Raw genomic sequence first — 23,589 nt, 5'->3', positions numbered from 1 at the left:
TCACAGAAAAACCGCACTCACTGATTGGGGGCCGCTTCGCAGCCCATCGGGGATAAATCCCCTCACCACAGGTAAGCAAGACCTTTTGATTTTCCAACTGCCCAGATTTTTTCAACATGCCTGCCAACCACTTCAACACCCACTGCCCCGACTGGGCCGAGGCTTTGCTCAACGGTTTCAGTCAGATATTCCTCCAGCGCCATCCGCTGTGCGGCCTGCTGTGTCTGCTGGCGATCCTGCTGACAGCGCCAGTGCTATTCGCCGGCGCACTGCTCGGTGCCATCGCCGGATTGCTCACCGCGCAACGGCGCAACTATGCCAAGGCTGATCGTCAGGCCGGGTTGTTCAGCTACAACGGCGTGTTGCTCGGTCTGCTGTTGAGCCTGTATTTCCCGTGGTCACCCATGCTGCCGCCGCTGATTCTCGCTGCTGGCGGTTTGAGCGCGATGATCACTCAGCAATGGCTCAAACGCGTGCGGCTCAGCCAATCGATGCCCGCCTACACCGCGCCCTTCGTGGGCATGAGCTGGGTGCTGCTGTGCTTTGCCGAGCCGTCCGCGCCGACAGCTCACATCGAGATGACGACGCTGAATCTGCTCGCCGCCGAACTCAGAGGGTTGGGCCAAGTGATGTTCCTCGGTCATCCGCTGGCGGGCGCGTTGATCGCCATTGGTTTGCTGTTCGCTGATCGTCGTGCTTTCGGCTGGGCTTTGCTGGCGTCTGCCGTCGGCCTCGGTTCTAGCCTGTTGCACCACGAAACCAGCGCGGCACTGCTCGGCCTCGGCAGTTACAACGCCATACTTGCCGCCCTCGCCTTCAGTGCCCAGCGCCGACAACCCTGGTTGCCGTTGCTCGGCATTGTTGTGGCGCTACTGGTCACGCCGCTGTTCGCCGCCATCGGCCTGGCCACATTGACCGCGCCATTCATCCTCGCCTGCTGGCTGATCCATGCCGGCATTCAGATGCTCGGCAAAGCCACGGTCGACGACGCGTCTTGCACTCATGGGGAGAATCAACCTAGGCTGCGCTGATCTTCGATTCGGGCGTTATCCATGGACAGCAGCAACAGTTGGCGTGAACGGCTTTACGTCATGATTTTCCAGAGCGACACCCTCGCCGGGCGGCGCTTCGACGGCATTTTGCTGTTGATCATCCTCGCCAGCCTGGTGATCGTGATGCTCGACAGCATCGACAGCATTCACCAGAACTACGCCGATGTGCTGGCCTACATCGAGTGGGGCTTCACGATCATCTTTCTCGGTGAGTACATCCTGCGTCTGTATTGCTCGCCCAAGCCGCTGCGTTACGCCTTCAGTTTTTATGGGCTGGTGGATTTACTGGCGATCGTGCCCGGCATCCTCGCGCTGTATTACAGCGATGCGCAGTACCTGCTGATCATCCGGATTATTCGGATGCTGCGGATTTTCCGCGTGCTCAAGCTCAGCCCGTACCTCAAGCAAGCCAACTATTTGATGTCGGCGCTGCGCGGCAGCAAGCAGAAGATCGTGGTGTTTCTGGTCAGCGTCTGCACCCTGGTGACGGTGTTCGGCACGTTGATGTACGTGATCGAAGGCCCGGAACACGGGTTCACCAGCATTCCCAAAGGCATCTATTGGGCTATCGTGACCCTGACCACGGTGGGCTTCGGCGACATCGTGCCGAAGACACCGCTGGGTCAGGTAATTTCGTCGTTGGTGATGATCACCGGTTACTCGATCATCGCCGTGCCGACCGGGATTTTCACCGCCGAACTGGCCAACGCCATGCGCGGCGAACATTTGCAACACGACTGCCCGGTGTGCAAGAAAAACAGCCACGAACACGGCGCTGCGTTTTGCTCACGCTGTGGCAATCAGCTGTTCAAGAAAATGGAATAAGCACAGAGCTTTTTAATCTTTAAGCGACTATGCGTGCCCCGTTATAGTCGCTGGCAAATGGCCTCATTTTTGGCACAACACCCCACAGAACAAGGAATGCGCAGTGAAAAAACTCTTTGGCGCCTCACTTCTCGCCGCCGGTCTTGCCTTCGGCAGCGTGGCTCAAGCCGCACCGACTCTGCTGAACGTTTCCTACGACGTGATGCGCGATTTCTACAAGGACTACAACACTGCGTTCCAGAAGCACTGGCAAGCCGAGCACAACGAAAACATCACCGTGCAGATGTCCTTCGGCGGTTCGAGCAAGCAAGCGCGTTCGGTGATCGATGGCCTGCCCGCTGACGTCATCACCATGAACATGGCGACCGACATCAATGCCCTCGCCGACAACGGCAAACTGGTTCCTGACAACTGGGTCACGCGCCTGCCGAACAACAGCGCGCCGTTCACCTCGGCCACCGTATTTATCGTGCGCAAGGGCAACCCGAAAGCTCTGAAAGACTGGCCGGACCTGCTCAAGGATGGCGTGCAAGTGATCGTGCCGAACCCGAAAACCTCGGGCAACGGCCGTTACACCTACCTTTCGGCCTGGGGCTACGTGCTGAAAAACGGCGGTGACGAGAACAAGGCCAAAGACTTCGTCGGCAAGCTGTTCAAGCAAGCGCCAGTGCTGGATACCGGTGGTCGCGCCGCGACCACCACGTTCATGACCAACCAGATCGGCGACGTGCTGGTGACCTTCGAGAACGAAGCAGAAATGATCGCCCGCGAATTTGGTCGTGACCAGTTCGAAGTGATCTACCCAAGCGTCTCCGCCGAAGCCGAGCCACCGGTGTCGGTGGTCGACAAAGTCGTCGACAAGAAAGGTTCGCGTGCAGCGGCTGATGAGTACCTGAAATACCTGTGGTCGCCGGAAGGTCAGGAAATTGCTGCCGCCAACTACCTGCGTCCGCGTGACCCGGCGGTGTTGGCGAAGTACACCGACCGTTTCCCGAAAGTCGACTTTTTGTCGGTGGAGAAAACCTTTGGTGACTGGCGCACCGTGCAGAAGACGCACTTCAATGATGGCGGGGTTTTCGATCAGATCTACTCGGGCCAGTAAGGCTTAAGTGGCAAACAAAAAGGCGACCTCAACAGGTCGCCTTTTTTGTGGCCAGAATCCGCTCACCCCAGCCCTCTCAGGGAGGGAGAGTATTTGGCGCAAACATAAGCACGCTATCGAACTAGATGTAAGTGAATGTATCATCGACGCTCAACGGTCGGACGCAAGGTTCGCCGATGGGCGACACCACCCGAGCGTCACTCATTCCGCAATGGAATAACTGATATCGATCTGACGTTTCTACCGCTGGTTCGCCCCATCCTTTAGCCTCACCGCATTCCCTTTCGCTGGATCGAGAAACCTTATGACCGCCACAACCCACACAATGACCCGAGGCATGGTGCTGCTGTTCGCCTTCTGCTGCGGCGCCATCGTTGCCAACATCTACTACGCACAGCCGATCATCGGCCTGATCGCGCCGGACATCGGCCTGACTGACACCATGGCCAGTTTCATCGTCTCGCTGACACAGATCGGCTACGCGCTGGGTCTGTTCTTCCTGGTGCCGCTGGGTGATCTGCTGGAAAACCGTCGGTTGATGATCATCACCACCGTGGTGGCGATTGCCAGCCTGCTCGGTGCAGCATTTACCGATCAGCCCAACCTGTTTCTGCTGATCTCGCTGCTGGTGGGTTTCAGTTCGGTGTCGGTTCAGATCCTGATTCCGCTGGCCGCGCATCTGGCGCCTGAAGAATCTCGCGGACGCGTCGTTGGCGGGATCATGGGCGGACTGCTGCTGGGTATTCTGCTGGCGCGGCCGGTGTCGAGCGTGGTCGCCGACCACTTGGGCTGGCGGGCGATGTTCATGATTGCTGCGGCGTTGATGGCGGCGATCAGCGTGGTGTTGGCGTTGACCGTGCCCAAGCGCCAACCGGATCACAGCGCCACCTACGGGCAATTGATCGGTTCGCTGTGGACGCTGCTGCGCCAGCAACCGGTGCTGCGTCAGCGCGCGTTTTATCAGGGTTGCATGTTTGCCACGTTCAGCCTGTTCTGGACCGCCGTGCCGCTGGAGTTGGCACGCAACCATGGCCTGTCGCAAAGCGAGATCGCGATCTTCGCCCTGGTCGGCGCCATCGGTGCCATCGCCGCCCCGATCAGCGGACGCCTGGCCGACGCCGGTCACACCCGCATCGCCTCGCTGCTGGCCATGCTGTTCGCCAGCCTGAGCTTCCTGCCCGCGTTCATCCACCCGGCCTACAGCGTGATCGGCCTGGCCGTGACCGGCGTGGTACTCGACTTCTGCGTGCAGATGAACATGGTGCTCGGCCAACGTGCGGTCTACTCGCTGGATGCGAAAAGTCGTGGTCGCCTCAATGCGTTGTACATGACCAGCATCTTCATCGGCGGCGCCTTCGGCTCCTCGGTGGCCAGCGCGGTGTTCGAGCATGGCGGCTGGTTGTGGATCGTGATTGTTGGCAGTGTTTTTCCGTTGTTGGCGTTGTTGCGGTTTTTGAGTGCATCGCAAGGGCGGTCGCTGGCGACTGCGTAACACGTAAAAAACATCGCGGGTCAACTGGCCCGCGATGTTTTCAATACCGAACCAGCTTCTCCATCGCCGCATCCGCCAGAAAGGAGGAGCGGCTTTTGACGTTGTGCTCGCGCACATAGCGGTCGATTCGCTGAATCACATAGCCAGGCAGTGTCACGTTGACCTTTTCGGTCTTGCCCAGGTACGGCGAGATATCCAGCTCCAGCATGCCCCAGCCCATCCCGGCGAACTCCGGATTATTGCGATGCGCCGCCGCAGAGGTCGGCATCGGAATCGACCCCCCATCAGCCGCAATCTCCTGCAACATGATGTGTGCGATCTCAACCGCAGCCTTGTAGGCATCTTCAAAGCTATCCCCCGCCGTCACGGCGCCGGGAATATCGGGGATCTGAATACCGATGGCGGTGTTCTCATCGCCCCACTCGATGCAGATTGGATATTGCATTATGGATCTCCTTCATAACTGGCTGGCGGGTTGTACAACCCCGCACGCCTCCTGATGCTTTTGACCGTCTCCAACGGCAAATCCTTTTTCGGGTGAGGGACGGCAATCGTGTACGGGTTGTAACGGTGCTTGAAGATGTGATGACTGCCGGTGACACGATCCAGCGTCCAGCCTGCCTCCTCCAGCTCCTTCATCAATAGTCTGCTCTGCACCAACCGCCTCCTTGCTTCGGCCCAACAAAAATAACCCTAGAGTTATCTTTACTCAAGTACAGAAATCCAAAGAGCGACGCCCGGTTGTTTTACAGAGTGTGATTTATTGCAGCCACAGACAGCAAAACGGCGATCCGAAGATCGCCGTTTTTTCATTACTGCCCGAACCGCTTGCCCAACCCCGGCGGCACGCCGTGAATATCGGTGTCTTCCCATGGGCCGTTGGGGCTGACGGAGCGGCTCCAGCCATTGTTCCAGCGGAAGTAGGTGCGCTGTCGGTAGAAAGTGTTGGACTGGTCGTCGAGCACATAGACGCCGAGTTTCTGATCCCAGTGACTGTTGCCGCCGGGAGGTGGGGCGAAGCTGGCCGAGGTGCGTGGGACGGGTTTTGCCGGTTTGGCGGGGATGCTCTTGCCCGGTGTCGGTGAGGTCGACGGGGTCGGGCTCGGCTGCGATGGCGGGATCGGCGGCAGGTTAGTGCTCCGTCCCGGTGGTTGCACCGCACATGCGCTCAGGCCCAGGGCCAATGTGAGAACCGTGATTCGGGCGAGGGTGTGCATGGCGGTGCTTTCCTGTGTTGCCCGGTTACTTGTCCGGGCTGTCGATGGTCAATTTTTGCAGCGCGGTGGTGCTGCTGGCCAGAGGGCCGCTGCGACCGACCCACTCCCCTGCGGTCGGCTGACCGGCACGGGAGATGCGCGCAACCAGTTGGACTTCAGGAAAGTTCGACAGTTTCAACTGCGGCATCATGGCGTCGGCATCGCCCAGCTCGACGGTCACCGGCAGATCCGCCACGGTCAGGCGCTTGGCTGCCAGCGGTGCCGGTGGCCCGGACGTGGCGCGGGCGAAGATGAACACGCTGTCACCCGGTTGCACTTTGCCTTTTAGCTCGCTGGCCAGATCGACGCTGACTTTCAACAAAGCTGCTTTTGGCACTGTTGCCTGGGCGACCTTGCCGCCGCTGGCTTGCAGGCGTTCTGCGGCTCGCTCGATCCCGCCTTGCAACGCGGCACGGGAATTGTCCTGCGGCGGCAATTGCGCCAGCAGACGGTTCCAGTAATCGATGGCTTCCTGATAACGCTCGCCTTCGAAAGCGGCGATGCCGAGCAGGCCGAGGCTGGTGACTTCCTTCGGATCGGCCTTCAGCGCTTCATCGGTGAGGGCCTGGATCTTGTCCGACCACTTTTTGCCGTCAGCAAAATACTGCGCCTGCGCCCACTGGCCGAGCAGCTCCGGCTGACGACCGGCGAGGTTGGCAGCGCGTTCGAACATCTTCGCCGCGTCCGCCGGACGCTCTTGAGCCATGTAGGTGCGACCGAGGAAATACAGGCCTTCAGCCGAATCCGGTTGCGCAGCAACGGCACGCTCCAGACGCTGGGTCATCTCTTCCATCGACTGCGGTGCCTGGGCGAATTCGCGAGTCAGCTCCACCTTGTCGGCAGCACCGAAGTGCAGATACAGACCCAGGCCCAAGACGGGCACCAGCACTGCCGCCAGCAGCGGCAACGGTTTGCCCAGCTTCGAGACGCGCGGCGCAGCCACACCTTCGGTATCGGCGAGCAGTTCACGCGCAGCTTCAGCGCGGCCGCTGTCCATTTGCGCGGCATCCAGCACACCTTCGGCCTGTTGCGACTGCAACTCGGCAACGCGTTCCTGATACAGCGCAACGTTGAGAGCAGTACGATCCTCTTCACGCTGGGCGCGGCGTTCACGCAGAACAGGGATCAGCAGAAAACTCAGGGCGACCAGAAGCAACAGCCCTGCGGCAAGCCAGAAATCAATCATTCTTGGTTTTTATCCAACAGTTGGTCGAGGCGCTGACGCTCTTCGATGGACAGCGCTTGCGGGGTCTCGGCGCGCTGGCCGCGACGTCGGCGAACGATCACCGCGATCACCACGAAACCACCGAGCAGCAGCCCGGCCGGGCCGAACCACAGCAGTGCAGTCTTGGCGTTGAGTGCGGGTTTGTAGCGGACGAAATCACCGTAGCGGTCGACCATGAAGTCAATGATCTGCTGATTGTCCTTGCCCTCGCCGAGCATGCGGAAAATCTCTTTGCGCAGGTCAGCCGCAATCGGTGCGTTGGAATCGGCGATGTCCTGGTTCTGGCACTTGGGGCAGCGCAGTTCCTTGGTCAATTCGCGAAAACGCTCGCGATCACCTTCTTTGGCGAACTCGTAGGTGTCGATGGCGGCGTGAGCCACACCGACCAGACTCAAACCCAACACCACGGCGGCTAGAAAGCGCTTCATGGCTTGGCCTCATCGACCAGCGCCTGATACTTGGCCGCGAGTTTTTCACGCCAGACCTGCTCGTCAATCACGCCGACGTATTTGTCGCGGATGATGCCCTTGGCATCGATGAAGAAGGTTTCCGGAGCGCCATACACGCCGAGGTTCAGGCCCAGCGAGCCTTCGTCGTCCCGGATGTCCAACTGATACGGATTGTGGAATTCGGCCAGCCACTTCAAGGCATCGGCGTTGACGTCCTTGTAGTTGATCCCGTAGATCACCACGCCGCGCTCGGCCAGCTTGTTCAGCACCGGATGCTCGACCCGGCAGGAAATGCACCAGGTGCCCCAGACGTTGACCAGCGCAGGCTTGCCGAGAATATCGGCTTTGGTCAGGGTTTTATCACCCTGCACGTTTGGCAGGGAAAACTCCGGAAATGGCTTGTTGATCATCGCCGACGGCAGTTCCGCCGGATCGAGGTACAGACCGCGATAAAGGAATACCGCCACCAGCAGGAAAATCGCCAGTGGCACCAGCATCAACCAACGTCTCATGCAGCCGCTCCTGTCATGCCCAGCGCTTCACGCACCTTGGATTTCACCTTGACCCGATAACGCCGATCCAGTGCGGCCAGCAGCCCGCCTGCACCTGTGAGCAAGCCGCCGAACCAGATCCAGCGCACGAACGGTTTGACGTGTACGCGCACGGCCCACGCGCCGTTGTCCAGCGGCTCGCCGAGGGCGACGTAGAGGTCACGGGTGAAACCGGCGTCGATGCCGGCTTCGGTCATCACCGAGTTCTGCACGGTGTACAGACGCTTTTCCGGGTGCAGCACACTGATTTCCTTGCCGTCGCGGATCACCCGAATGGTGCCCTTGTCGGAAGTGAAGTTAGGCCCTTCGAAGTGCTTGGCACCTTCGAATACAAACTGATAACCGGCCAGGTTCATCGACTCGCCCGGCGCCAGACGCAGGTCGCGTTCGGCGCTGTTCTGGCTCGACAACACCACACCCAACGCGCAAACGGCGATGCCGAGGTGGGCGATCTGCATGCCCCAATAACTGCGGGTCAGGGTCGGCAAGCCTTTGATCAGGCCTTTGTGACGAGTCTTGTCGAAGATGTCGCGCACACCGGCCAGCAACACCCACGCGGCGAGCAGGAAAGTGGCGATAACGGCCCAGTTGAAATCACCGTAAGCGACACCGGCCACCACTGCCAATGCGACGCTGCCGAGCAACACCGGAGTGAGCATGCTGGCCAGCCATTTAACCGGCGTGTCTTTCCAGCGCACGACCACACCCACCGCCATCACCAGCATCAGCAACGCCATCAACGGAATGAACAACGCGTTGAAGTATGGCGGGCCGACCGACAGCTTGGCGCCGCTCAGGGCATCGAGAATCAGCGGGTACAGGGTGCCGAGCAGAATCATCGACGCGGCCACGACCAATACCAGATTGTTGCCCAGCAGCAGGGTTTCCCGCGACCACAGGTTGAAGCCGACCTGACTCTTGACCACAGGCGCGCGCAACGCGAACAACGTCAGCGAGCCACCGACCACGAACAGCAGGAAGATCAGGATGAACACGCCGCGCTCCGGGTCGGAGGCGAACGCGTGTACCGAGGTCAGCACGCCGGAACGCACCAGGAACGTACCCAGCAGGCTCAGCGAGAACGCGGCAATCGCCAGCAACACCGTCCAACTCTTGAACACGCCACGTTTTTCCGTGACCGCCAGCGAGTGAATCAATGCGGTGCCGACCAGCCAAGGCATGAACGAGGCGTTTTCCACCGGGTCCCAGAACCACCAGCCACCCCAGCCGAGTTCGTAATAAGCCCACCACGAACCGAGGGTAATGCCGATACCGAGGAAGGCCCACGCCACAATCGTCCAAGGCCGCGACCAACGGGCCCACGCTGCATCGAGACGACCGCCCATCAACGCGGCGATGGCGAACGCGAACGCCACCGAAAAGCCCACGTACCCCATGTACAGCATTGGCGGGTGAACGATCAGGCCGATGTCTTGCAACAACGGATTCAAGTCCGCGCCATTGCTGGGCATTTGCGGGAGGATGCGCTTGAACGGATTGGACGTAAGGATCAGGAACAGCAGGAAACCGGTGCTGATCATGCCCATCACCGCCAGGACGCGGGCGAGCATGACTTGCGGCAACTGCCGGGAAAATACCGACACCGCGAACGTCCAGCCGCCGAGGATCAGCGCCCACAGCAACAGCGAACCTTCGTGAGCGCCCCACACCGCGCTGAATTTGTAAAACCACGGCAAAGCGGTATTGGAGTTGTTCGCCACATAGGCGACGGAGAAGTCATCAGCCATGAACGCGTAGGTCAGGCAGCCGAACGCGAACAGCAAAAACGCAAACTGCCCCCACGCGGCTGGCTGGGCCAGACTCATCCAGAAGCGGTCACCGCGCCAGGCACCGACCAACGGCACCACGGCCTGTACCAGCGCAAAGCACAGCGCCAGAATCATCGCCAAATGGCCGAGCTCGGGAATAAAAAGTGCGGTAGTCATCGATCAACCCTCCTTCGCTTGGGTCGGAGCGGATTGGCCGCTGTCTTTCAACGCCTTGGTCACTTCCGGCGGCATGTACTTCTCGTCGTGCTTGGCCAGCACTTCATCGGCAACGACCACGCCGTCGGCGTTGATTTTGCCCAGAGCGACAATGCCCTGCCCTTCGCGGAACAGATCCGGGAGGATGCCGCGATAGGTGATGGTCACAGCCTTGTTGAAGTCGGTGACGACGAATTTGACGTCCAGCGAATCCGGGGAACGTTGCAGCGAGCCCTTCTCGACCATGCCGCCGGCACGAATCCGCGTGTCTTGCGGCGCTTCGCCGTTGGCGATCTGGGTCGGGGTGTAAAACAGGTTGATGTTCTGCTGCAGGGCACTCAAGGCCAGGCCAACGGCAGCGCCGACCCCGACCAGAATGGCCAGAATGATGATCAGACGTTTCTTGCGCAGCGGATTCACTTGCCGTTCTCCCGGCGCAGACGACGCGCCTCTTGTTGCAGATAGCGCTTGCGGGCCGCGATCGGCGCCGCCACGTTAAGGATCAGCACCGCCAGACAGATGCCGTAGGCCGACCAGACATACAGGCCATGATGGCCCATGGCGAGGAAGTCGCCGAATGAAGCAAAACTCATCGCGCGGCCTCCAGACTGCTCTGCACTTCTTCTTTGACCCAACTGGCGCGGGCTTCGCGCTTGAGCACTTCAAGGCGCATGCGCAGCAACAACACGGCACCAAAGAAACAGTAGAAGCCCAACACCGTCAGCAGCAGCGGCAGCCACATTTCGGCGGGCATCGCCGGTTTCTCAGTGAGGGTGAAGGTCGCGCCCTGATGCAGGGTGTTCCACCACTCCACCGAGTATTTGATGATCGGGATGTTGATCACGCCGACGATGGCCAGCACCGCGCAAGCCTTGGCGGCGCTGTCGCGGTTGCTGATGGCGTTGCCCAGCGCGATCACGCCGAAATACAGGAACAGCAGAATCAGCATCGAGGTCAGCCGCGCATCCCATACCCACCACGAGCCCCAGGTCGGCTTGCCCCAGATCGCCCCGGTGACCAGCGCCACGGCGGTCATCCACGCGCCGATCGGTGCGGCGCATTGCAGGGCGACGTCGGCCAGCTTCATCTTCCAAACCAGACCCACCACGCCGCACACCGCGAGCATCACGTAAATCGACTGAGCGAGCATCGCGGCAGGTACGTGAATATAGATGATGCGGAAGCTGTTGCCTTGCTGATAGTCCGGCGGCGCGAAGGCCAGGCCCCAGACGACGCCAACGCCAATCAACAGCAACGCAGCGATGCTCAGCCACGGCAAAAACTTGCTGCTGATGCCGTAGAACCACTTGGGCGAGCCGAGCTTGTGAAACCAGGTCCAGTTCATACTGTTTCCATCACGGTTGCCGCTCATCAGTGTGAGCGGTCTCAGGGTCTTTGCTGGTTAAATTTTAACCAGACCTCATTATTCGCCGACGCTGATCTTCAGGCCAGCCGCTATTGCAAAGGGTGTCAGGGTGATCGCCAGGGCGGTCAGGCTACCAAGCCACAGCAGATACCCGGTCGCCGGCATGCCTTGCAACGCCGCTTGCAGGGCGCCACTGCCAAGGATCAACACCGGGATGTACAACGGCAGAATCAGCAGCGCCAGCAACAGGCCGCCACGTTTCAAACCGACCGTCAGTGCCGCGCCCACCGCGCCGAGCAAGCTCAGCACCGGTGTCCCCAGCAGCAACGAAAGCAGCAACACCGGCAGACAAGCGGCAGGCAAACCGAGCATCAACGCCAGCAAGGGCGAGAGCAACACCAGTGCCAGTCCGGAAAAAAGCCAGTGTGCCAGCACCTTGGCCAAGACCAGAAGAGGCAGCGGGTGCGGCGAAAGGACCCACTGTTCCAGGGACCCGTCTTCGAAATCACTGCGAAACAGCCCGTCCAGCGAGAGCAGGACCGACAAAAGTGCGGCCACCCAGACTAACCCCGGGGACAGGTTTTGCAAGACTTGAGTTTCCGGGCCGACGGCCAGCGGGAACAAAGCGATGACGATGGCAAAGAAAATCAGCGGATTGGCCAGTTCCGCCGGGCGGCGAAACAGCAGTCGGGACTCACGGGCAACCAGCAGGCCGAACACACTCATACTGCCCAGTTCCCCAGATCGATGTCGCGATAACCGGCCGGCATCCGGCTCAGGGTGTGGTGGGTGGTCAGGACGACGAGGCCGCCGCGCTCACAGTGCCCGGCCAGGTGTTCTTCCAGTTGCGCCACGCCCTGCTTGTCGAGGGCGGTAAACGGCTCATCGAGAATCCACAGCGGCGGGCTGTCCAGATACAACCGCGCCAGCGCCACGCGGCGTTGCTGGCCGGCGGAAAGCGCGTGGCAGGGAACATCTTCGAATCCGCGCAATCCTACGGCTGCCAGTGCCTGCCAGATCGCCTCGCGTTCGGCGGGTTGATGCAGGGCGCAGAGCCAGGACAGGTTTTCTTCCGGGGTCAGCAGATCCTTGATCCCGGCGGCATGGCCAATCCACAAGAGGTTGCGCGCCAGTTCGCCGGGCTGTTCGGTCAAGGGCTGGCCGTTGAGCAACACCTGGCCGCTGGTCGGTTGCATCAAACCAGACAACAATCGCAAAAGGCTGGTTTTACCGCTGCCGTTGGGACCGCTGATCTGCACCATATCGCCACTGGCCAGTCTCAATTCGAGATTTTCGAAGAGCAGTCGCAGGTCTCGCTCACACGCGAGGGCAACGGTTTGCAGGACAGGACTGGTCAAGGGATCACGGGCCTTATACGGTTCAAGTCGGCTCTGGCGCGGCCGTTAAAGAGATGCAGCATAGATGCATTGACGGCTCGATCTAGAGAGCTGCGTCAAACAATTGCTATGTTTTTTTGAACGAAGCGCAAGACGGGCGGCATTATACATGCCGTGCCTTACTCTCAAGAGTGCAATTTCCTCAGGTTGTGTCCGCGTATGACAGGCGAAATGAACATCCTCCCGCTCCCGCCAACCACCCCGGCGACCGCTCGCCCGCAGGTCGGCGAACTCCTCAAGCTGCTGACGCCAGTCGAAGGCTTGATCGGTGCCGGGCAAAGCGCCAAGGCTGAGGTGTTGTCGCTTAAACAGGCAGATCAGACCTTTCAATTGTTGCTGAAGGTGACACTGGACAGCGGCCGCCAGACCACCGTGCAAGCGACCAGCAATCTACCGCTGGCGCAAGGCACCAGTCTGGCAATCACTCAACCGTCAGCGGGCAATCTGGCGATTACCGTGCAACAGGCGATTGCCAGCAGCGTGGCCAACCTCACCCGCATCGATACTGCGCAATTGCCGGTGGGCACGTTGCTGCAAGGCAAAGTCGTGACGTCGCAGGCATTGCCACAGACGCCGGGGCAAGCGACGGTTTTTCGTTCGATGGTCAGTTTGCTCAACACGGCGTTGAGCGGGAGCACATTGACGATCGACAGCCCGCAGCCGTTGCGCATCGGGACTTTGCTCTCGGCGCTGGTGCAGGATTCGCAAACCCTCAAGTTCGTGCCGCTGAGCAACCGTCAGGAACAATTGGCGGTGAGTCAGCAACTGGTCGGCCAGCAGAGTCGCCAGGCGTCGCTGAACGGTTTGTTGAATGCGCTGCAAAGCCTGCCGCCAGCCACCGATCAGACATCGGCGGATTTGCGCGCCGTGGTCGACAAACTGCTCGCCAGCCTGCCAGACGTGCAGCAGATGAGCACTGCCAAAGGTGTCGCCCTGGCGCTGGCCAACAGCGGCGCCTTCCTCGAAGCCAAACTGCTCACCGGGCAAAATCCTACGCTGGCCCCGGACATGAAAGCCGATCTGCTCAAACTGATCGCACAACTGACCCCGGGCCTGCCGAGCAGCACCAGTTTCAACGCCATCATCGCCGCCAACACCCTGGCGCAGGCGCTGCCGAGCTTCGTGCGCAACGCCCTCGGCACCCTCGGCCAGGTCAGCGCGAAACCCGTGCCGAGCAGCTTTCCCCTGCCCGACCGCTTGCTGCAAAGCCTGGAAGGCGAAGGTGATCTGGAGCAATTGCTGCGCCTCGCCGCCGCTGCGGTGTCGCGCTTGCAAAGCCATCAACTGTCGAGCCTGGAACAGACCGGCGTCACCGATGACGGCCGCCTGCTCAGCACTTGGCAACTGGAAATCCCCATGCGCAACTTGCAGGACATCGTGCCACTGCAGGCCAAGTTCCAGCGCGAAGAAGCGCCGCAGAAAGACCCCCAACCCGACGAGCGCCGCGACGAACGCGAACCGAAGCAACAACTGTGGCGCGTCGATCTGGCGTTCGACATGGAGCCGCTCGGGCCGATGCAGATTCAGGCGCAGTTGATCGCCGGCAGCCTGTCGAGTCAGCTGTGGGCCGAACGACCGTACACCGCCGACCTGATCGAAAACAATCTGGCCGCGCTGCGTCAGCGTCTGCTGGATCGCGGCTTGAATGTCGGCGATCTCGACTGCCACCTCGGCACCCCGCCGCAAGGCAACCAAACCCGCCTCGAACACCGCTGGGTCGACGAAACCGCATGAATGACACTACCGCTCCACGCCAGGCCATCGCCCTCAAGTACGACGGCAACCACGCCCCGACCCTCACCGCCAAGGGCGACGAAGAACTGGCCGAAGAAATCCTGCGAATCGCGCGCGACTGCGAAGTGCCGATTTACGAGAATGCCGAATTGGTGCGCTTGCTGGCGCGGATGGAACTGGGCGACAGCATTCCCGAGGAGCTGTACCGCACCATCGCCGAGATCATCGCGTTTGCGTGGAATCTGAAAGGGAAATTCCCCGAGGGACGGGATCCGGATGCGCCGATGGTCGAGAAGGACGTCACCGATCGCGGGGATGATTACTGAGGTTTCAAAGGCGCTTTCGCGAGCAGGCTCGCTCCCACATTTGGCCGCGCTCCTACTGGAGGAATGCGATCGAATGTGGGAGCGAGCCTGCTCGCGAATAGCGCTTTGAGCTTGAGCGCAAAAATCAGCTCTTGTGCAACTTGCGCATCAACTCCGCCTCAGCCTGGGTCAAACCGCAGGACTGAGTCAGTTCATCAACGCTCGCGCCCATGCCCACCAGTTTCGCCGCCTGGGCGAACGAAAGGCTCGACGGGTCGCGCTGTTCCAGCTGAACAATTTTGTCCGGCAACGGACCGACTACCGCGCGCAGCTCGTGCAGGGCCTCGCCCATGTGCACATTACCGTTCTGGTAGTCGTCAACGCGCTTGGCCAGGTCCTTGATGCGCTGATCACGCAGCGCATCGCCCTGAGCCTGTTGCGCAGCGATGACCCGCTGCGCCTTGATGTACGCCAGAAACATCGCCAGCGTGCCCGCCCAGAAGAGGAACAGGACAATGACCGCAACCTCGAGAATCAATCAGATGTTCTCCAGATCCGACCATTCTTCTTCGCTCATCATCTTGTCCAGTTCGACCAGGATCAGCAGTTCGTTGTTCTTGTTGCACACGCCTTGAATGAACTTGGCCGACTCTTCGTTACCGACGTTCGGTGCGGTTTCGATTTCCGACTGACGCAGGTAAACCACTTCCGCCACGCTATCGACCATGATCCCGACCACTTGCTTGTCGGCTTCGATGATGACGATACGGGTGTTGTCGCTGATCTCGGCATTCATCAGGCCGAAGCGCTGACGGGTGTCGATTACGGTGACCACGTTACCGCGCAGGTTGATGATGCCCAGCACGTAGCTTGGCGCGCCCGGCACCGGAGCGATTTCGGTGTAGCGCAGCACTTCCTGAACGCGCATCACGTTGATGCCGTAGGTTTCGTTGTCCAGCTTGAAGGTCACCCATTGCAGGATCGGATCTTCAGAACCTTTTGCATTCGTCGCCTGACTACTCATACCCTGACCCCTCGAAAAAACCGCACTGAGCGGTGTGTGTTCTGTGTGGCGGCATTCAACAATGCCGTCGCCTGATTGTTATGTCGGCTGCTATGTCGGTTTATGTAGCGGCTTGCTGCCGCCCAAGTGCTTTGCCCCACCGCTGGCGATCAACTCGGCCAGTGCGGAAACGTCCAGCAATGCACACATGTGCTCAATCACGGTGCCGGCGAGCCATGGCCGCTGACCCCGGTGACTTCTCCATTTGATTTCATTCGGATCAAGACGCAACGAACGGCTGACCTGATGCACCGCCAGGCCCCACTCGTAACCTTGTACCGAAATCACGTACTGCAAGCCCTGACGGAAGTCATCACGATAACGATCCGGCATGACCCAACGCGCGGTGTCCAACACTTTCAGGTTGCCGGCCTGGCTCGGCAGAATCCCGAGGAACCATTCCGGCTGACCGAACAGCGGTGTCAGCTCGTGACCGGCCAGTGAATAGATCGAGCCGAGGCACACCAGCGGCACGGCAAGGGTCAGCCCGGCAACGTCGAACAGCAAACATTCGAACGCTTCGGAGGCCCAGGCCGGACGGCCGTCGGTTTCAACCGGCGGCGGTGTGTTGCTCGGCGGCAGATGCACTTCCACCAGTGGCGGCACCAGCGTCTGTTCGACGGGTGCGGGCACGACTGGCGCAGGCTCGACCACTGCCGGTTCCGGTGTGGTCTTCAGCAACTGAGTTTGCAGCAGCGGTGCCAATGTCGAGACCGATGCGCGAACCGGTTCGGCTTCTTCGATCAACGCCACCGGCGCTTTGGCAACTGGCGCCATCGCAGGCGCGGCAACCGGCGTGACAGGTTTGGCGGCTTTCTGCGCATCACGCGCCTGCTCTTCCAGCACGGCAGCCTGGAATTCATCCAGCGCTTCAGCGCTTTCAATCACCTCAGGCTGTGCCGCAATCTGCGCCGGCAATTCGTCGGGAATCTCCTCCAACAAACTGTCCAGATAAGACTGCAACGCCAACTGCGGCTTCGACGTCGATTTCAGCGGCCGATTCATGCTCAAGCCACCTGCGGAACAAGTTGTTGCGCCAACAGATGTTTGAGCAGCGCACGGTAAGCCAGCACACCACGGCTCTTGCCGTCGAATTGCGAAGGCGTGACACCGGCGCGGCTGGCGTCGCGCAGACGAGTATCGACCGGGATGTAACCCTGCCAGATCTCGTCCGGGAATTTGTCGCGCAACACACGCAAGGTGCCCAGCGATGCCTGAGTACGGCGGTCGAACAACGTCGGCACAATGCTGAAAGGCAGCGCCTGTTTGCGCGAGCGGTTGATCATCGCCAGGGTGTTGACCATGCGCTCCAGGCCTTTGACGGCCAGGTGTTCGGTCTGCACCGGGATCACCAGTTGCTGACTCGCCGCGAGGGCGTTGACCATCAGCACGCCAAGCAACGGCGGGCTGTCGATAACGGCGTAATCGAAGTCCTGCCACAGCTGCGCCAGACTCTTGGCGATCACCAGGCCCAGACCACTCTGCCCCGGCGACTGACGCTCGAGGGTGGCCAGCGCGGTGCTGGACGGCAACAGGGAAATGCGTTCGTCACTGGTCGACAGCAACAGTTGCCCCGGCAGGCCTTGCGGCACGGTGCCCTTGTGCAGAAACAGGTCGTAGTTGCTGTGTTCCAGGCTGTCGGGGTCGTAACCGAAATAACTGGTCATCGAGCCGTGCGGGTCGAGATCGACCACAACCACGCGCTTGCCCGCCTCTGCCAGCAAACCGGCTAAAGCGATGGAAGATGTGGTTTTACCAACACCACCCTTTTGATTGGCGACTGCCCAGACTCTCATTCGTTTCTTTCCTCCCGGCCGAGATGCTCGACCGAGACATGGCTCAGCGTATTAATGCGGGCGACGGAGAATTGACGGCACTCTCGCGTCCCGGCGTCTTGACCGGGGTCGGTGCAGTTTGTGTGCCAGCGCGCTTCAGTGCGGCATCCGGTTGCGCGTTGGCGGTTCCGGTGCCCGTGAGGCTGCGGCGTACATCGAGATTGCGCGACACCACCAACACCACACGACGGTTTTTCCCGCGACCTTCGGCGGTGGCATTGTTGGCCACTGGCTGGAACTCACCGTAACCCACCGAAGCCAGACGGCCGGGATTCACACCCTGCATCGCCAGCATGCGCACGATGCTTGCCGAGCGCGCCGAGGACAGCTCCCAGTTGGTCGGGTACTGCGCGGTGCGGATCGGTTGATCGTCGGTAAAACCTTCGACGTGGATCGGGTTGTCGAACGGCTTGAGGATCGCCGCAACCTTGTCGATGATGTTGAACGCAATGTCGCTCGGCATGGCGTCACCGCTGCCGAACAACAGGCTGGAGTTGAGTTCGATCTCGACCCACAACTCGTTGCCGCGCACGGTCATCTGGTTGGAGCTGATCAGGTCGCCGAACGCTGCGCTGATGTCATCGGCAATGCTTTTCAGCGGATCGCTGGCACCGGCGATACCGGCGTCAATCTGCTCGGCGTCCTTGACCAGCGGCTTGGCCGGGGTCACGGTCTTCGGTCGTTCGTCGCCAATCGGGATCGGTTTGAGCGCGCGGTCGGAATCCTTGAAGACCCCGACCAGCGCTTCGGAAATTTCCTTGTACTTGCCTTCGTTGATCGACGAAATCGAGTACATCACCACGAAGAACGCGAACAGCAAGGTAATGAAGTCCGCGTAGGAAACGAGCCAGCGCTCGTGGTTGACGTGTTCTTCCTGATGTCTGCGACGAGCCATGAGGTTATTCCCTTAGTCCATGAAGCCTTGCAGCTTCAACTCGATGGAGCGTGGGTTTTCACCTTCGGCGATCGACAGAATGCCTTCCAACAACATTTCGCGATAACGCGACTGCCGCAACGCGATTGACTTCAACTTGGCCGCCACCGGTAGCAGGATCAGGTTTGCACTGGCCACGCCGTAAATGGTCGCGACGAATGCCACGGCGATGCCGCTACCCAGTTGCGTCGGGTCGGCAAGGTTGCCCATCACGTGGATCAGGCCCATCACCGCGCCGATGATGCCGATGGTCGGCGCGTAGCCGCCCATGCTTTCAAAGACCTTGGCCGCTTCGATGTCGCGGGCTTCCTGGGTGTAGAAATCCACTTCAAGGATGCTGCGGATCGCTTCCGGCTCGGCGCCGTCGACCAGCAGTTGCAGACCTTTGCGCGAGTAGCTGTCGGGTTCGGCATCGGCCACCCCTTCCAGACCCAGCAGGCCTTCCTTGCGTGCGGTGAGACTCCAGTTGACCACGCGGTCGATGCCGCCGGCCAGATCCACACGCGGCGGAAAGAAGATCCAGGCGAGGATCTGCATGGCGCGTTTGAACGCGCTCATCGGTGATTGCAACAGCGCAGCACCGATGGTGCCGCCCACTACGATCAGCGCCGCCGGGCCGTTGGCCAGCGCACCGAGGTGACCACCTTCAAGGTAGTTGCCGCCGATGATGGCGACGAACGCCATGATGATGCCGATAAGGCTTAGAACATCCATCAGATACAGGCCTCGACGATGTGCTTGCCGATATCGTCCAGACCGTACACCGCATCAGCGAGGTCGGCTTTGACGATGGCCATCGGCATGCCATAGATCACGCAGCTTGCCTCATCTTGCGCCCACACCGAGCTACCGCCCTGTTTGAGCAGACGCGCGCCTTCGCGGCCGTCGGCGCCCATGCCGGTCAGTACGACCGCCAGAACTTTGTCACCGTAGGATTTCGCGGCGGAACCGAAAGTAATGTCCACGCACGGCTTGTAGTTCAGACGCTCATCGCCCGGGAGGATTTTCACCGCACCACGGCCGTCGATCATCATCTGCTTGCCACCCGGAGCCAGCAGCGCCAGGCCCGGACGCAGGATGTCGCCATCCTCGGCTTCCTTGACGCTGATGCGGCAGAGCTTGTCCAGACGCTCGGCGAAAGCCTTGGTGAACGCCGCCGGCATGTGCTGGATCAGCACGATCGGTGCCGGGAAGTTCGCCGGCAACTGAGTCAATACTCGTTGCAGCGCAACCGGGCCGCCAGTCGACGTGCCGATGGCAACCAGTTTGTAGGCCTTGCGTTTCGGTGCCGGCGACGAAGCACTGGCAGCCGATGCGCGAGCAGGTACAGGCGCGGGTGCCGGACGTGCCGGAGCAGCAGTGCTGTGGCTGCTGTAACTCGACGCAGCCGGAGCTGCCGCAGGTGCAGGCGCTGCGGCCGGGGCCGGCGCGCTGTAGGCACTGAAACGACGGTTACTGCGCGAGATGCTGTGAACCTTCTCGCACAGTAGTTGCTTGACCTTCTCCGGGTTACGGGAGATGTCTTCGAAATTCTTCGGCAGGAAATCCACCGCGCCGGCATCCAGCGCATCCAGGGTTACCCGGGCGCCTTCGTGGGTCAGCGAGGAGAACATCAACACCGGGGTCGGGCAGCGCTGCATGATGTGCCGCACTGCCGTGATGCCGTCCATCATTGGCATCTCGTAGTCCATGGTGATCACGTCCGGCTTGAGGGCCATGGCCTGATCGATCGCCTCTTTACCGTTGGTTGCCGTGCCGACAACCTGGATGCTCGGATCCGCTGAAAGAATTTCCGAGACGCGGCGGCGGAAAAAACCCGAATCGTCCACCACCAGGACTTTGACTGCCATAAACACTCCATTAGGTGCAGCGGGGCGTCGTCGCCCCGCCGCCCCGGATTCAAATACGCCGTGCGGCGTAACGCTTGAGCATGCTTGGAACATCGAGAATCAGTGCAATGCGGCCGTCACCGGTGATGGTGGCGCCGGACATGCCCGGAGTCCCTTGCAGCATTTTGCCCAATGGCTTGATGACCACTTCTTCCTGGCCAACCAGTTGATCGACGACGAAGCCGATCCGCTGCGTGCCCACCGAAAGGATCACCACATGGCCCTCGCGCTGCTCTTCGTGAGCGGCGGAGCTGACCAGCCAGCGCTTGAGGTAGAACAATGGCAATGCCTTGTCCCGCACGATCACCACTTCCTGACCGTCCACGACGTTGGTGGTCGACAGATCGAGGTGGAAGATTTCGTTGACGTTGACCAGCGGGAACGCGAACGCCTGATTGCCGAGCATCACCATCAGGGTTGGCATGATCGCCAAGGTCAGCGGCACCTTGATGACGATCTTCGAGCCCTGGCCCTTGGTCGAGTAGATGTTGATCGAACCGTTGAGCTGGGAAATCTTGGTCTTCACCACGTCCATGCCGACACCGCGGCCGGACACGTCGGAGATCTCGGTCTTGGTCGAGAAGCCCGGAGCGAAAATCAGGTTGTAGCACTCGGTGTCGCTCAGGCGATCGGCCGCGTCCTTGTCCATCACGCCGCGTTTTACCGCGATCGCACGCAGGACGTTCGGGTCCATGCCTTTGCCGTCATCGGAGATCGACAGCAGGATGTGGTCGCCTTCCTGCTCGGCTGCCAGTACCACGCGACCGCCACGGGCCTTGCCCGACGCTTCACGTTCTTCCGGCGACTCGATACCGTGGTCGACGGCGTTGCGCACCAAGTGGACCAGCGGGTCGGCCAGAGCCTCGACAAGGTTTTTGTCGAGGTCGGTTTCTTCGCCGACCAGTTCCAGGTTGATCTCTTTCTTGAGCTGACGCGCCAAGTCGCGAACCAGACGCGGGAAGCGCCCGAAGACTTTCTTGATCGGCTGCATCCGCGTCTTCATCACCGCGGTCTGCAAGTCAGCCGTGACCACGTCGAGGTTCGACACGGCCTTTTGCATGGCTTCGTCGCCGCTGTTGAGACCCAGGCGCACCAGACGGTTACGCACCAGCACCAACTCGCCGACCATGTTCATGATTTCGTCGAGACGTGCAGTGTCGACCCGCACGGTGGTCTCGGCTTCGCTCGCCGGTTTTTCCGGTGGCGGTGCAGCCGGAGCACGGGCCGGAGCCGGTGCAGCAGCGGCAGCGGCAGCCGGTTTTGGCGCTTCAGCTTTTGGCTCAGGCTTGGCGGCAGGTTTCGGCGCAGCAGCGACCGGTGCCTTCGCGGCAGGCGTGGCGACTGTCGAAGCGGAGCCTGCAGCAGCGGCGCCAACTTCAGTGAACTTGCCTTTGCCGTGCAATTCGTCGAGCAGCGATTCGAACTCGTGATCGCTGATCAGATCACTGCCGGCAGCGGCAGCCACCGGAGCGGCAGGCGCAGCAGGTGCCGAAGCAATTGCCGACTCCAGCGCTTCAACGGCGAAGTTGCCTTTGCCGTGCAACTGATCGAGCAGTGCTTCGAATTCGTCGTCGGTGATGTCCGAACTGTCGCCCGCCGCAGGTGCCGCAGGTTTGGCCGCTGCTGGCGTGACCGCGTCGGCTGCAAACTGACCTTTGCCGTGCAGTTGATCGAGCAACGACTCGAACTCGGCATCGGTGATTTCATCGCTGGCTGCCGCATCGGCAGTTTGCGCAGGTGCAGCAGCGGCCGGGGCCTCGGCTTCGGCCTTGACGGCGTTCAGCGAGTCCAACAGCTGTTCAAATTCGTTATCGGTGATGTCGCCAGAATCGCCCTCGACGACCAGTTCCTCGATCATCTCGGCCACTGGCGAAGCCGGGGCTTCATCCGCCGTTTGCGGCTCGGCCAGACGTGCCAGTGCAGCCAGCAGTTGCGGAGTCGCCGCGGTGATCGGGGCACGTTCACGGACTTCGCTGAACATGCTGTTCACCGCGTCCAGTGCTTCGAGGACAACGTCCATCAGTTCTGCATCAACGCGACGCTCACCCTTGCGCAGGATGTCGAACACGTTTTCGGCGATGTGACAGCACTCCACCAGCTCGTTGAGCTGAAGGAAGCCGGCGCCCCCTTTTACAGTGTGAAAACCGCGAAAAATTGCGTTGAGCAGATCTGCGTCATCCGGACGGCTTTCCAGCTCGACCAGTTGTTCGGACAGTTGCTCAAGAATCTCGCCGGCCTCAACCAGGAAATCCTGAAGGATCTCTTCATCGGCGCCGAAGCTCATTAATGGGGTGCTCCTACAGGTCTAAAAACCCAAAAAACCTAAAATTCAAAAACTCTAGAATCCAAGGCTGGATAACAAATCGTCCACATCGTCCTGACCGGACACAACGTCTTCTCGTTTATCGGCATGAATCTGCGGACCTTCACCCTGCGAGAGATGTTTTTGTGGATCTTTTTCTGCAAGCATCGCCGCACGGTCATGTTCGATGCCCGCAAAGCGGTCCACCTGACTGGCCATGAGGACGAGTTTGAGCAAATTGCTTTCGACTTCGGTGACCAGTTGGGTCACACGCTTGATCACTTGACCGGTAAGGTCCTGATAATCCTGAGCCAGCAGGATGTCGTTCAGATTGCTCGACACCGCACGGTTGTCCGTGCTGCTGCGCGACAGAAAACCGTCGACCCGGCGCGCCAGTTCGCGGAACTCTTCAGCCCCGACTTCACGACGCATGAAACGCCCCCAATCGGTACTCAAGGCCTGGGCTTCTTCAGCCAGACCATTGACCACCGGCGTGGCGCTTTCCACCAGATCCATGGTGCGGTTGGCCGCGGCTTCTGTCAGCTTGACCACATAGCCCAGGCGTTCGGTGGCGTCGGTGATTTGCGACACTTCCTCGGCCTGCGGCATGTGCGGATCGATCTGGAAGTTGACGATCGCACTGTGCAGTTCGCGTGTGAGCTTGCCCACTTCCTGATACAGGCCGCGGTCACGGGTCTGATTGAGCTCATGGATCAGTTGCACAGCGTCGCCGAACCTGCCTTTTTCAAGGCTCTCGACCAGTTCGACCGCGTGTTTTTTCAGGGTCGATTCGAAATCGCCCTGTGAAGATTCGTTATGCTCCATAG

Annotated in this window: 27 protein-coding genes; 6 read left to right on the top strand and 21 right to left on the bottom strand. The window is 60.4% G+C overall.

Annotation, left to right across the window (positions count from 1 at the left end; genetic code table 11):
- Positions 1-116 precede the first annotated feature (116 nt).
- The 4 genes from ACA069_RS08735 to ACA069_RS08720 all read left to right on the top strand — a co-directional run bounded on the left by ACA069_RS08735 (position 117) and on the right by ACA069_RS08720 (position 4,471).
- Positions 117-1,031 carry an urea transporter gene (locus ACA069_RS08735; RefSeq protein WP_497617096.1) on the top strand — a complete coding sequence of 305 codons (915 nt, stop codon included), beginning with the start codon at positions 117-119 and terminating at the stop codon, positions 1,029-1,031.
- Positions 1,032-1,052: 21 nt separating this feature from the next.
- A complete protein-coding gene (locus ACA069_RS08730; protein ID WP_489878535.1) occupies positions 1,053-1,877 on the top strand; it encodes an ion transporter in 825 nt (274 codons plus the stop codon).
- A 103-nt stretch (positions 1,878-1,980) separates the two neighbouring features.
- The gene (locus ACA069_RS08725; RefSeq protein ID WP_401271703.1) at positions 1,981-2,979 is read left to right on the top strand and encodes a sulfate ABC transporter substrate-binding protein; all 999 of its coding nucleotides are present in this window, start codon (positions 1,981-1,983) and stop codon (positions 2,977-2,979) included.
- A gap of 304 nt (positions 2,980-3,283) precedes the next feature.
- Positions 3,284-4,471, top strand: coding sequence for an MFS transporter (locus tag ACA069_RS08720; RefSeq protein WP_401271701.1), 1,188 nt, complete (start codon positions 3,284-3,286; stop codon positions 4,469-4,471).
- Between the two features lie 40 nt (positions 4,472-4,511).
- Here the strand turns inward: ACA069_RS08720 and ACA069_RS08715 are convergent, their stop codons facing one another.
- From ACA069_RS08715 to ccmA, 12 genes are all read right to left on the bottom strand, one after another.
- Positions 4,512-4,916 (bottom strand): type II toxin-antitoxin system HicB family antitoxin, encoded by a 405-nt coding sequence (locus ACA069_RS08715; protein WP_497617093.1) that lies wholly within the window; start codon positions 4,914-4,916, stop codon positions 4,512-4,514.
- Positions 4,916-5,128, bottom strand: a complete 213-nt coding sequence (locus tag ACA069_RS08710; protein WP_497617091.1) for a type II toxin-antitoxin system HicA family toxin — start codon at positions 5,126-5,128, stop codon at positions 4,916-4,918. The genes ACA069_RS08715 and ACA069_RS08710 overlap by 1 nt, the downstream gene beginning before the upstream one ends.
- A gap of 155 nt (positions 5,129-5,283) precedes the next feature.
- Positions 5,284-5,688: a hypothetical protein gene (locus tag ACA069_RS08705; RefSeq protein ID WP_401271692.1), complete on the bottom strand. Its 405-nt coding sequence runs from the start codon at positions 5,686-5,688 to the stop codon at positions 5,284-5,286.
- A gap of 25 nt (positions 5,689-5,713) precedes the next feature.
- Positions 5,714-6,913: a c-type cytochrome biogenesis protein CcmI gene (gene ccmI, locus ACA069_RS08700; RefSeq protein ID WP_497617089.1), complete on the bottom strand. Its 1,200-nt coding sequence runs from the start codon at positions 6,911-6,913 to the stop codon at positions 5,714-5,716.
- The gene (locus tag ACA069_RS08695) at positions 6,910-7,380 is read right to left on the bottom strand and encodes a cytochrome c-type biogenesis protein (protein ID WP_095190679.1); all 471 of its coding nucleotides are present in this window, start codon (positions 7,378-7,380) and stop codon (positions 6,910-6,912) included. Before ACA069_RS08695 ends, ccmI begins: the two co-directional genes overlap by 4 nt.
- Positions 7,377-7,913, bottom strand: a complete 537-nt coding sequence (locus tag ACA069_RS08690) for a DsbE family thiol:disulfide interchange protein (protein WP_187677406.1) — start codon at positions 7,911-7,913, stop codon at positions 7,377-7,379. Before ACA069_RS08690 ends, ACA069_RS08695 begins: the two co-directional genes overlap by 4 nt.
- Positions 7,910-9,898: a heme lyase CcmF/NrfE family subunit gene (locus ACA069_RS08685; RefSeq protein ID WP_497617087.1), complete on the bottom strand. Its 1,989-nt coding sequence runs from the start codon at positions 9,896-9,898 to the stop codon at positions 7,910-7,912. Before ACA069_RS08685 ends, ACA069_RS08690 begins: the two co-directional genes overlap by 4 nt.
- A gap of 3 nt (positions 9,899-9,901) precedes the next feature.
- The gene (gene ccmE / locus ACA069_RS08680) at positions 9,902-10,357 is read right to left on the bottom strand and encodes a cytochrome c maturation protein CcmE (RefSeq protein ID WP_187677404.1); all 456 of its coding nucleotides are present in this window, start codon (positions 10,355-10,357) and stop codon (positions 9,902-9,904) included.
- Positions 10,354-10,530 carry a heme exporter protein CcmD gene (gene ccmD, locus ACA069_RS08675; RefSeq protein WP_011333085.1) on the bottom strand — a complete coding sequence of 59 codons (177 nt, stop codon included), beginning with the start codon at positions 10,528-10,530 and terminating at the stop codon, positions 10,354-10,356. The genes ccmE and ccmD overlap by 4 nt, the downstream gene beginning before the upstream one ends.
- Entirely contained in the window at positions 10,527-11,282 is a 756-nt protein-coding gene (locus ACA069_RS08670; RefSeq protein ID WP_187677403.1) for a heme ABC transporter permease, read from the bottom strand. The genes ccmD and ACA069_RS08670 overlap by 4 nt, the downstream gene beginning before the upstream one ends.
- 78 nt (positions 11,283-11,360) lie before the next feature.
- The gene (gene ccmB / locus ACA069_RS08665) at positions 11,361-12,029 is read right to left on the bottom strand and encodes a heme exporter protein CcmB (RefSeq protein WP_085710502.1); all 669 of its coding nucleotides are present in this window, start codon (positions 12,027-12,029) and stop codon (positions 11,361-11,363) included.
- Positions 12,026-12,661, bottom strand: a complete 636-nt coding sequence (gene ccmA, locus ACA069_RS08660) for a cytochrome c biogenesis heme-transporting ATPase CcmA (protein WP_489878529.1) — start codon at positions 12,659-12,661, stop codon at positions 12,026-12,028. Before ccmA ends, ccmB begins: the two co-directional genes overlap by 4 nt.
- Positions 12,662-12,859: 198 nt before the next feature.
- On the opposite strand from ccmA, the gene fliK reads away from it, so the two are divergent.
- On the top strand, positions 12,860-14,434 hold the full coding sequence (fliK, locus tag ACA069_RS08655; protein WP_497617083.1) for a flagellar hook-length control protein FliK: 1,575 nt from the start codon (positions 12,860-12,862) through the stop codon (positions 14,432-14,434).
- A complete protein-coding gene (locus ACA069_RS08650; RefSeq protein WP_401271680.1) occupies positions 14,431-14,760 on the top strand; it encodes an EscU/YscU/HrcU family type III secretion system export apparatus switch protein in 330 nt (109 codons plus the stop codon). Before fliK ends, ACA069_RS08650 begins: the two co-directional genes overlap by 4 nt.
- Before the next feature lie 124 nt (positions 14,761-14,884).
- Here the strand turns inward: ACA069_RS08650 and ACA069_RS08645 are convergent, their stop codons facing one another.
- From ACA069_RS08645 to ACA069_RS08605, 9 genes are all read right to left on the bottom strand, one after another.
- Positions 14,885-15,277, bottom strand: a complete 393-nt coding sequence (locus ACA069_RS08645) for a DUF2802 domain-containing protein (protein ID WP_401271677.1) — start codon at positions 15,275-15,277, stop codon at positions 14,885-14,887.
- Positions 15,278-15,763 carry a chemotaxis protein CheW gene (locus ACA069_RS08640; RefSeq protein WP_010456928.1) on the bottom strand — a complete coding sequence of 162 codons (486 nt, stop codon included), beginning with the start codon at positions 15,761-15,763 and terminating at the stop codon, positions 15,278-15,280.
- A gap of 90 nt (positions 15,764-15,853) precedes the next feature.
- Entirely contained in the window at positions 15,854-16,807 is a 954-nt protein-coding gene (locus tag ACA069_RS08635) for a CheW domain-containing protein (RefSeq protein WP_401271675.1), read from the bottom strand.
- A gap of 2 nt (positions 16,808-16,809) precedes the next feature.
- Positions 16,810-17,598 carry a ParA family protein gene (locus tag ACA069_RS08630; protein ID WP_187677397.1) on the bottom strand — a complete coding sequence of 263 codons (789 nt, stop codon included), beginning with the start codon at positions 17,596-17,598 and terminating at the stop codon, positions 16,810-16,812.
- A gap of 43 nt (positions 17,599-17,641) precedes the next feature.
- Positions 17,642-18,532, bottom strand: a complete 891-nt coding sequence (gene motD, locus ACA069_RS08625; protein WP_187677396.1) for a flagellar motor protein MotD — start codon at positions 18,530-18,532, stop codon at positions 17,642-17,644.
- A gap of 12 nt (positions 18,533-18,544) precedes the next feature.
- The gene (locus tag ACA069_RS08620) at positions 18,545-19,285 is read right to left on the bottom strand and encodes a flagellar motor protein (RefSeq protein WP_187677395.1); all 741 of its coding nucleotides are present in this window, start codon (positions 19,283-19,285) and stop codon (positions 18,545-18,547) included.
- Positions 19,285-20,421, bottom strand: coding sequence for a protein-glutamate methylesterase/protein-glutamine glutaminase (locus tag ACA069_RS08615; RefSeq protein WP_489878524.1), 1,137 nt, complete (start codon positions 20,419-20,421; stop codon positions 19,285-19,287). The genes ACA069_RS08620 and ACA069_RS08615 overlap by 1 nt, the downstream gene beginning before the upstream one ends.
- Positions 20,422-20,470: 49 nt before the next feature.
- Positions 20,471-22,744 carry a chemotaxis protein CheA gene (locus ACA069_RS08610; protein ID WP_497617080.1) on the bottom strand — a complete coding sequence of 758 codons (2,274 nt, stop codon included), beginning with the start codon at positions 22,742-22,744 and terminating at the stop codon, positions 20,471-20,473.
- Positions 22,745-22,798: 54 nt separating this feature from the next.
- Positions 22,799-23,587, bottom strand: a complete 789-nt coding sequence (locus ACA069_RS08605) for a protein phosphatase CheZ (protein ID WP_027613919.1) — start codon at positions 23,585-23,587, stop codon at positions 22,799-22,801.
- Positions 23,588-23,589: the final 2 nt, after the last annotated feature.

This window comes from Pseudomonas sp. LBUM1652, assembly GCF_059716105.1.
This window is presented reverse-complemented; position numbering and strand designations above follow the sequence as displayed.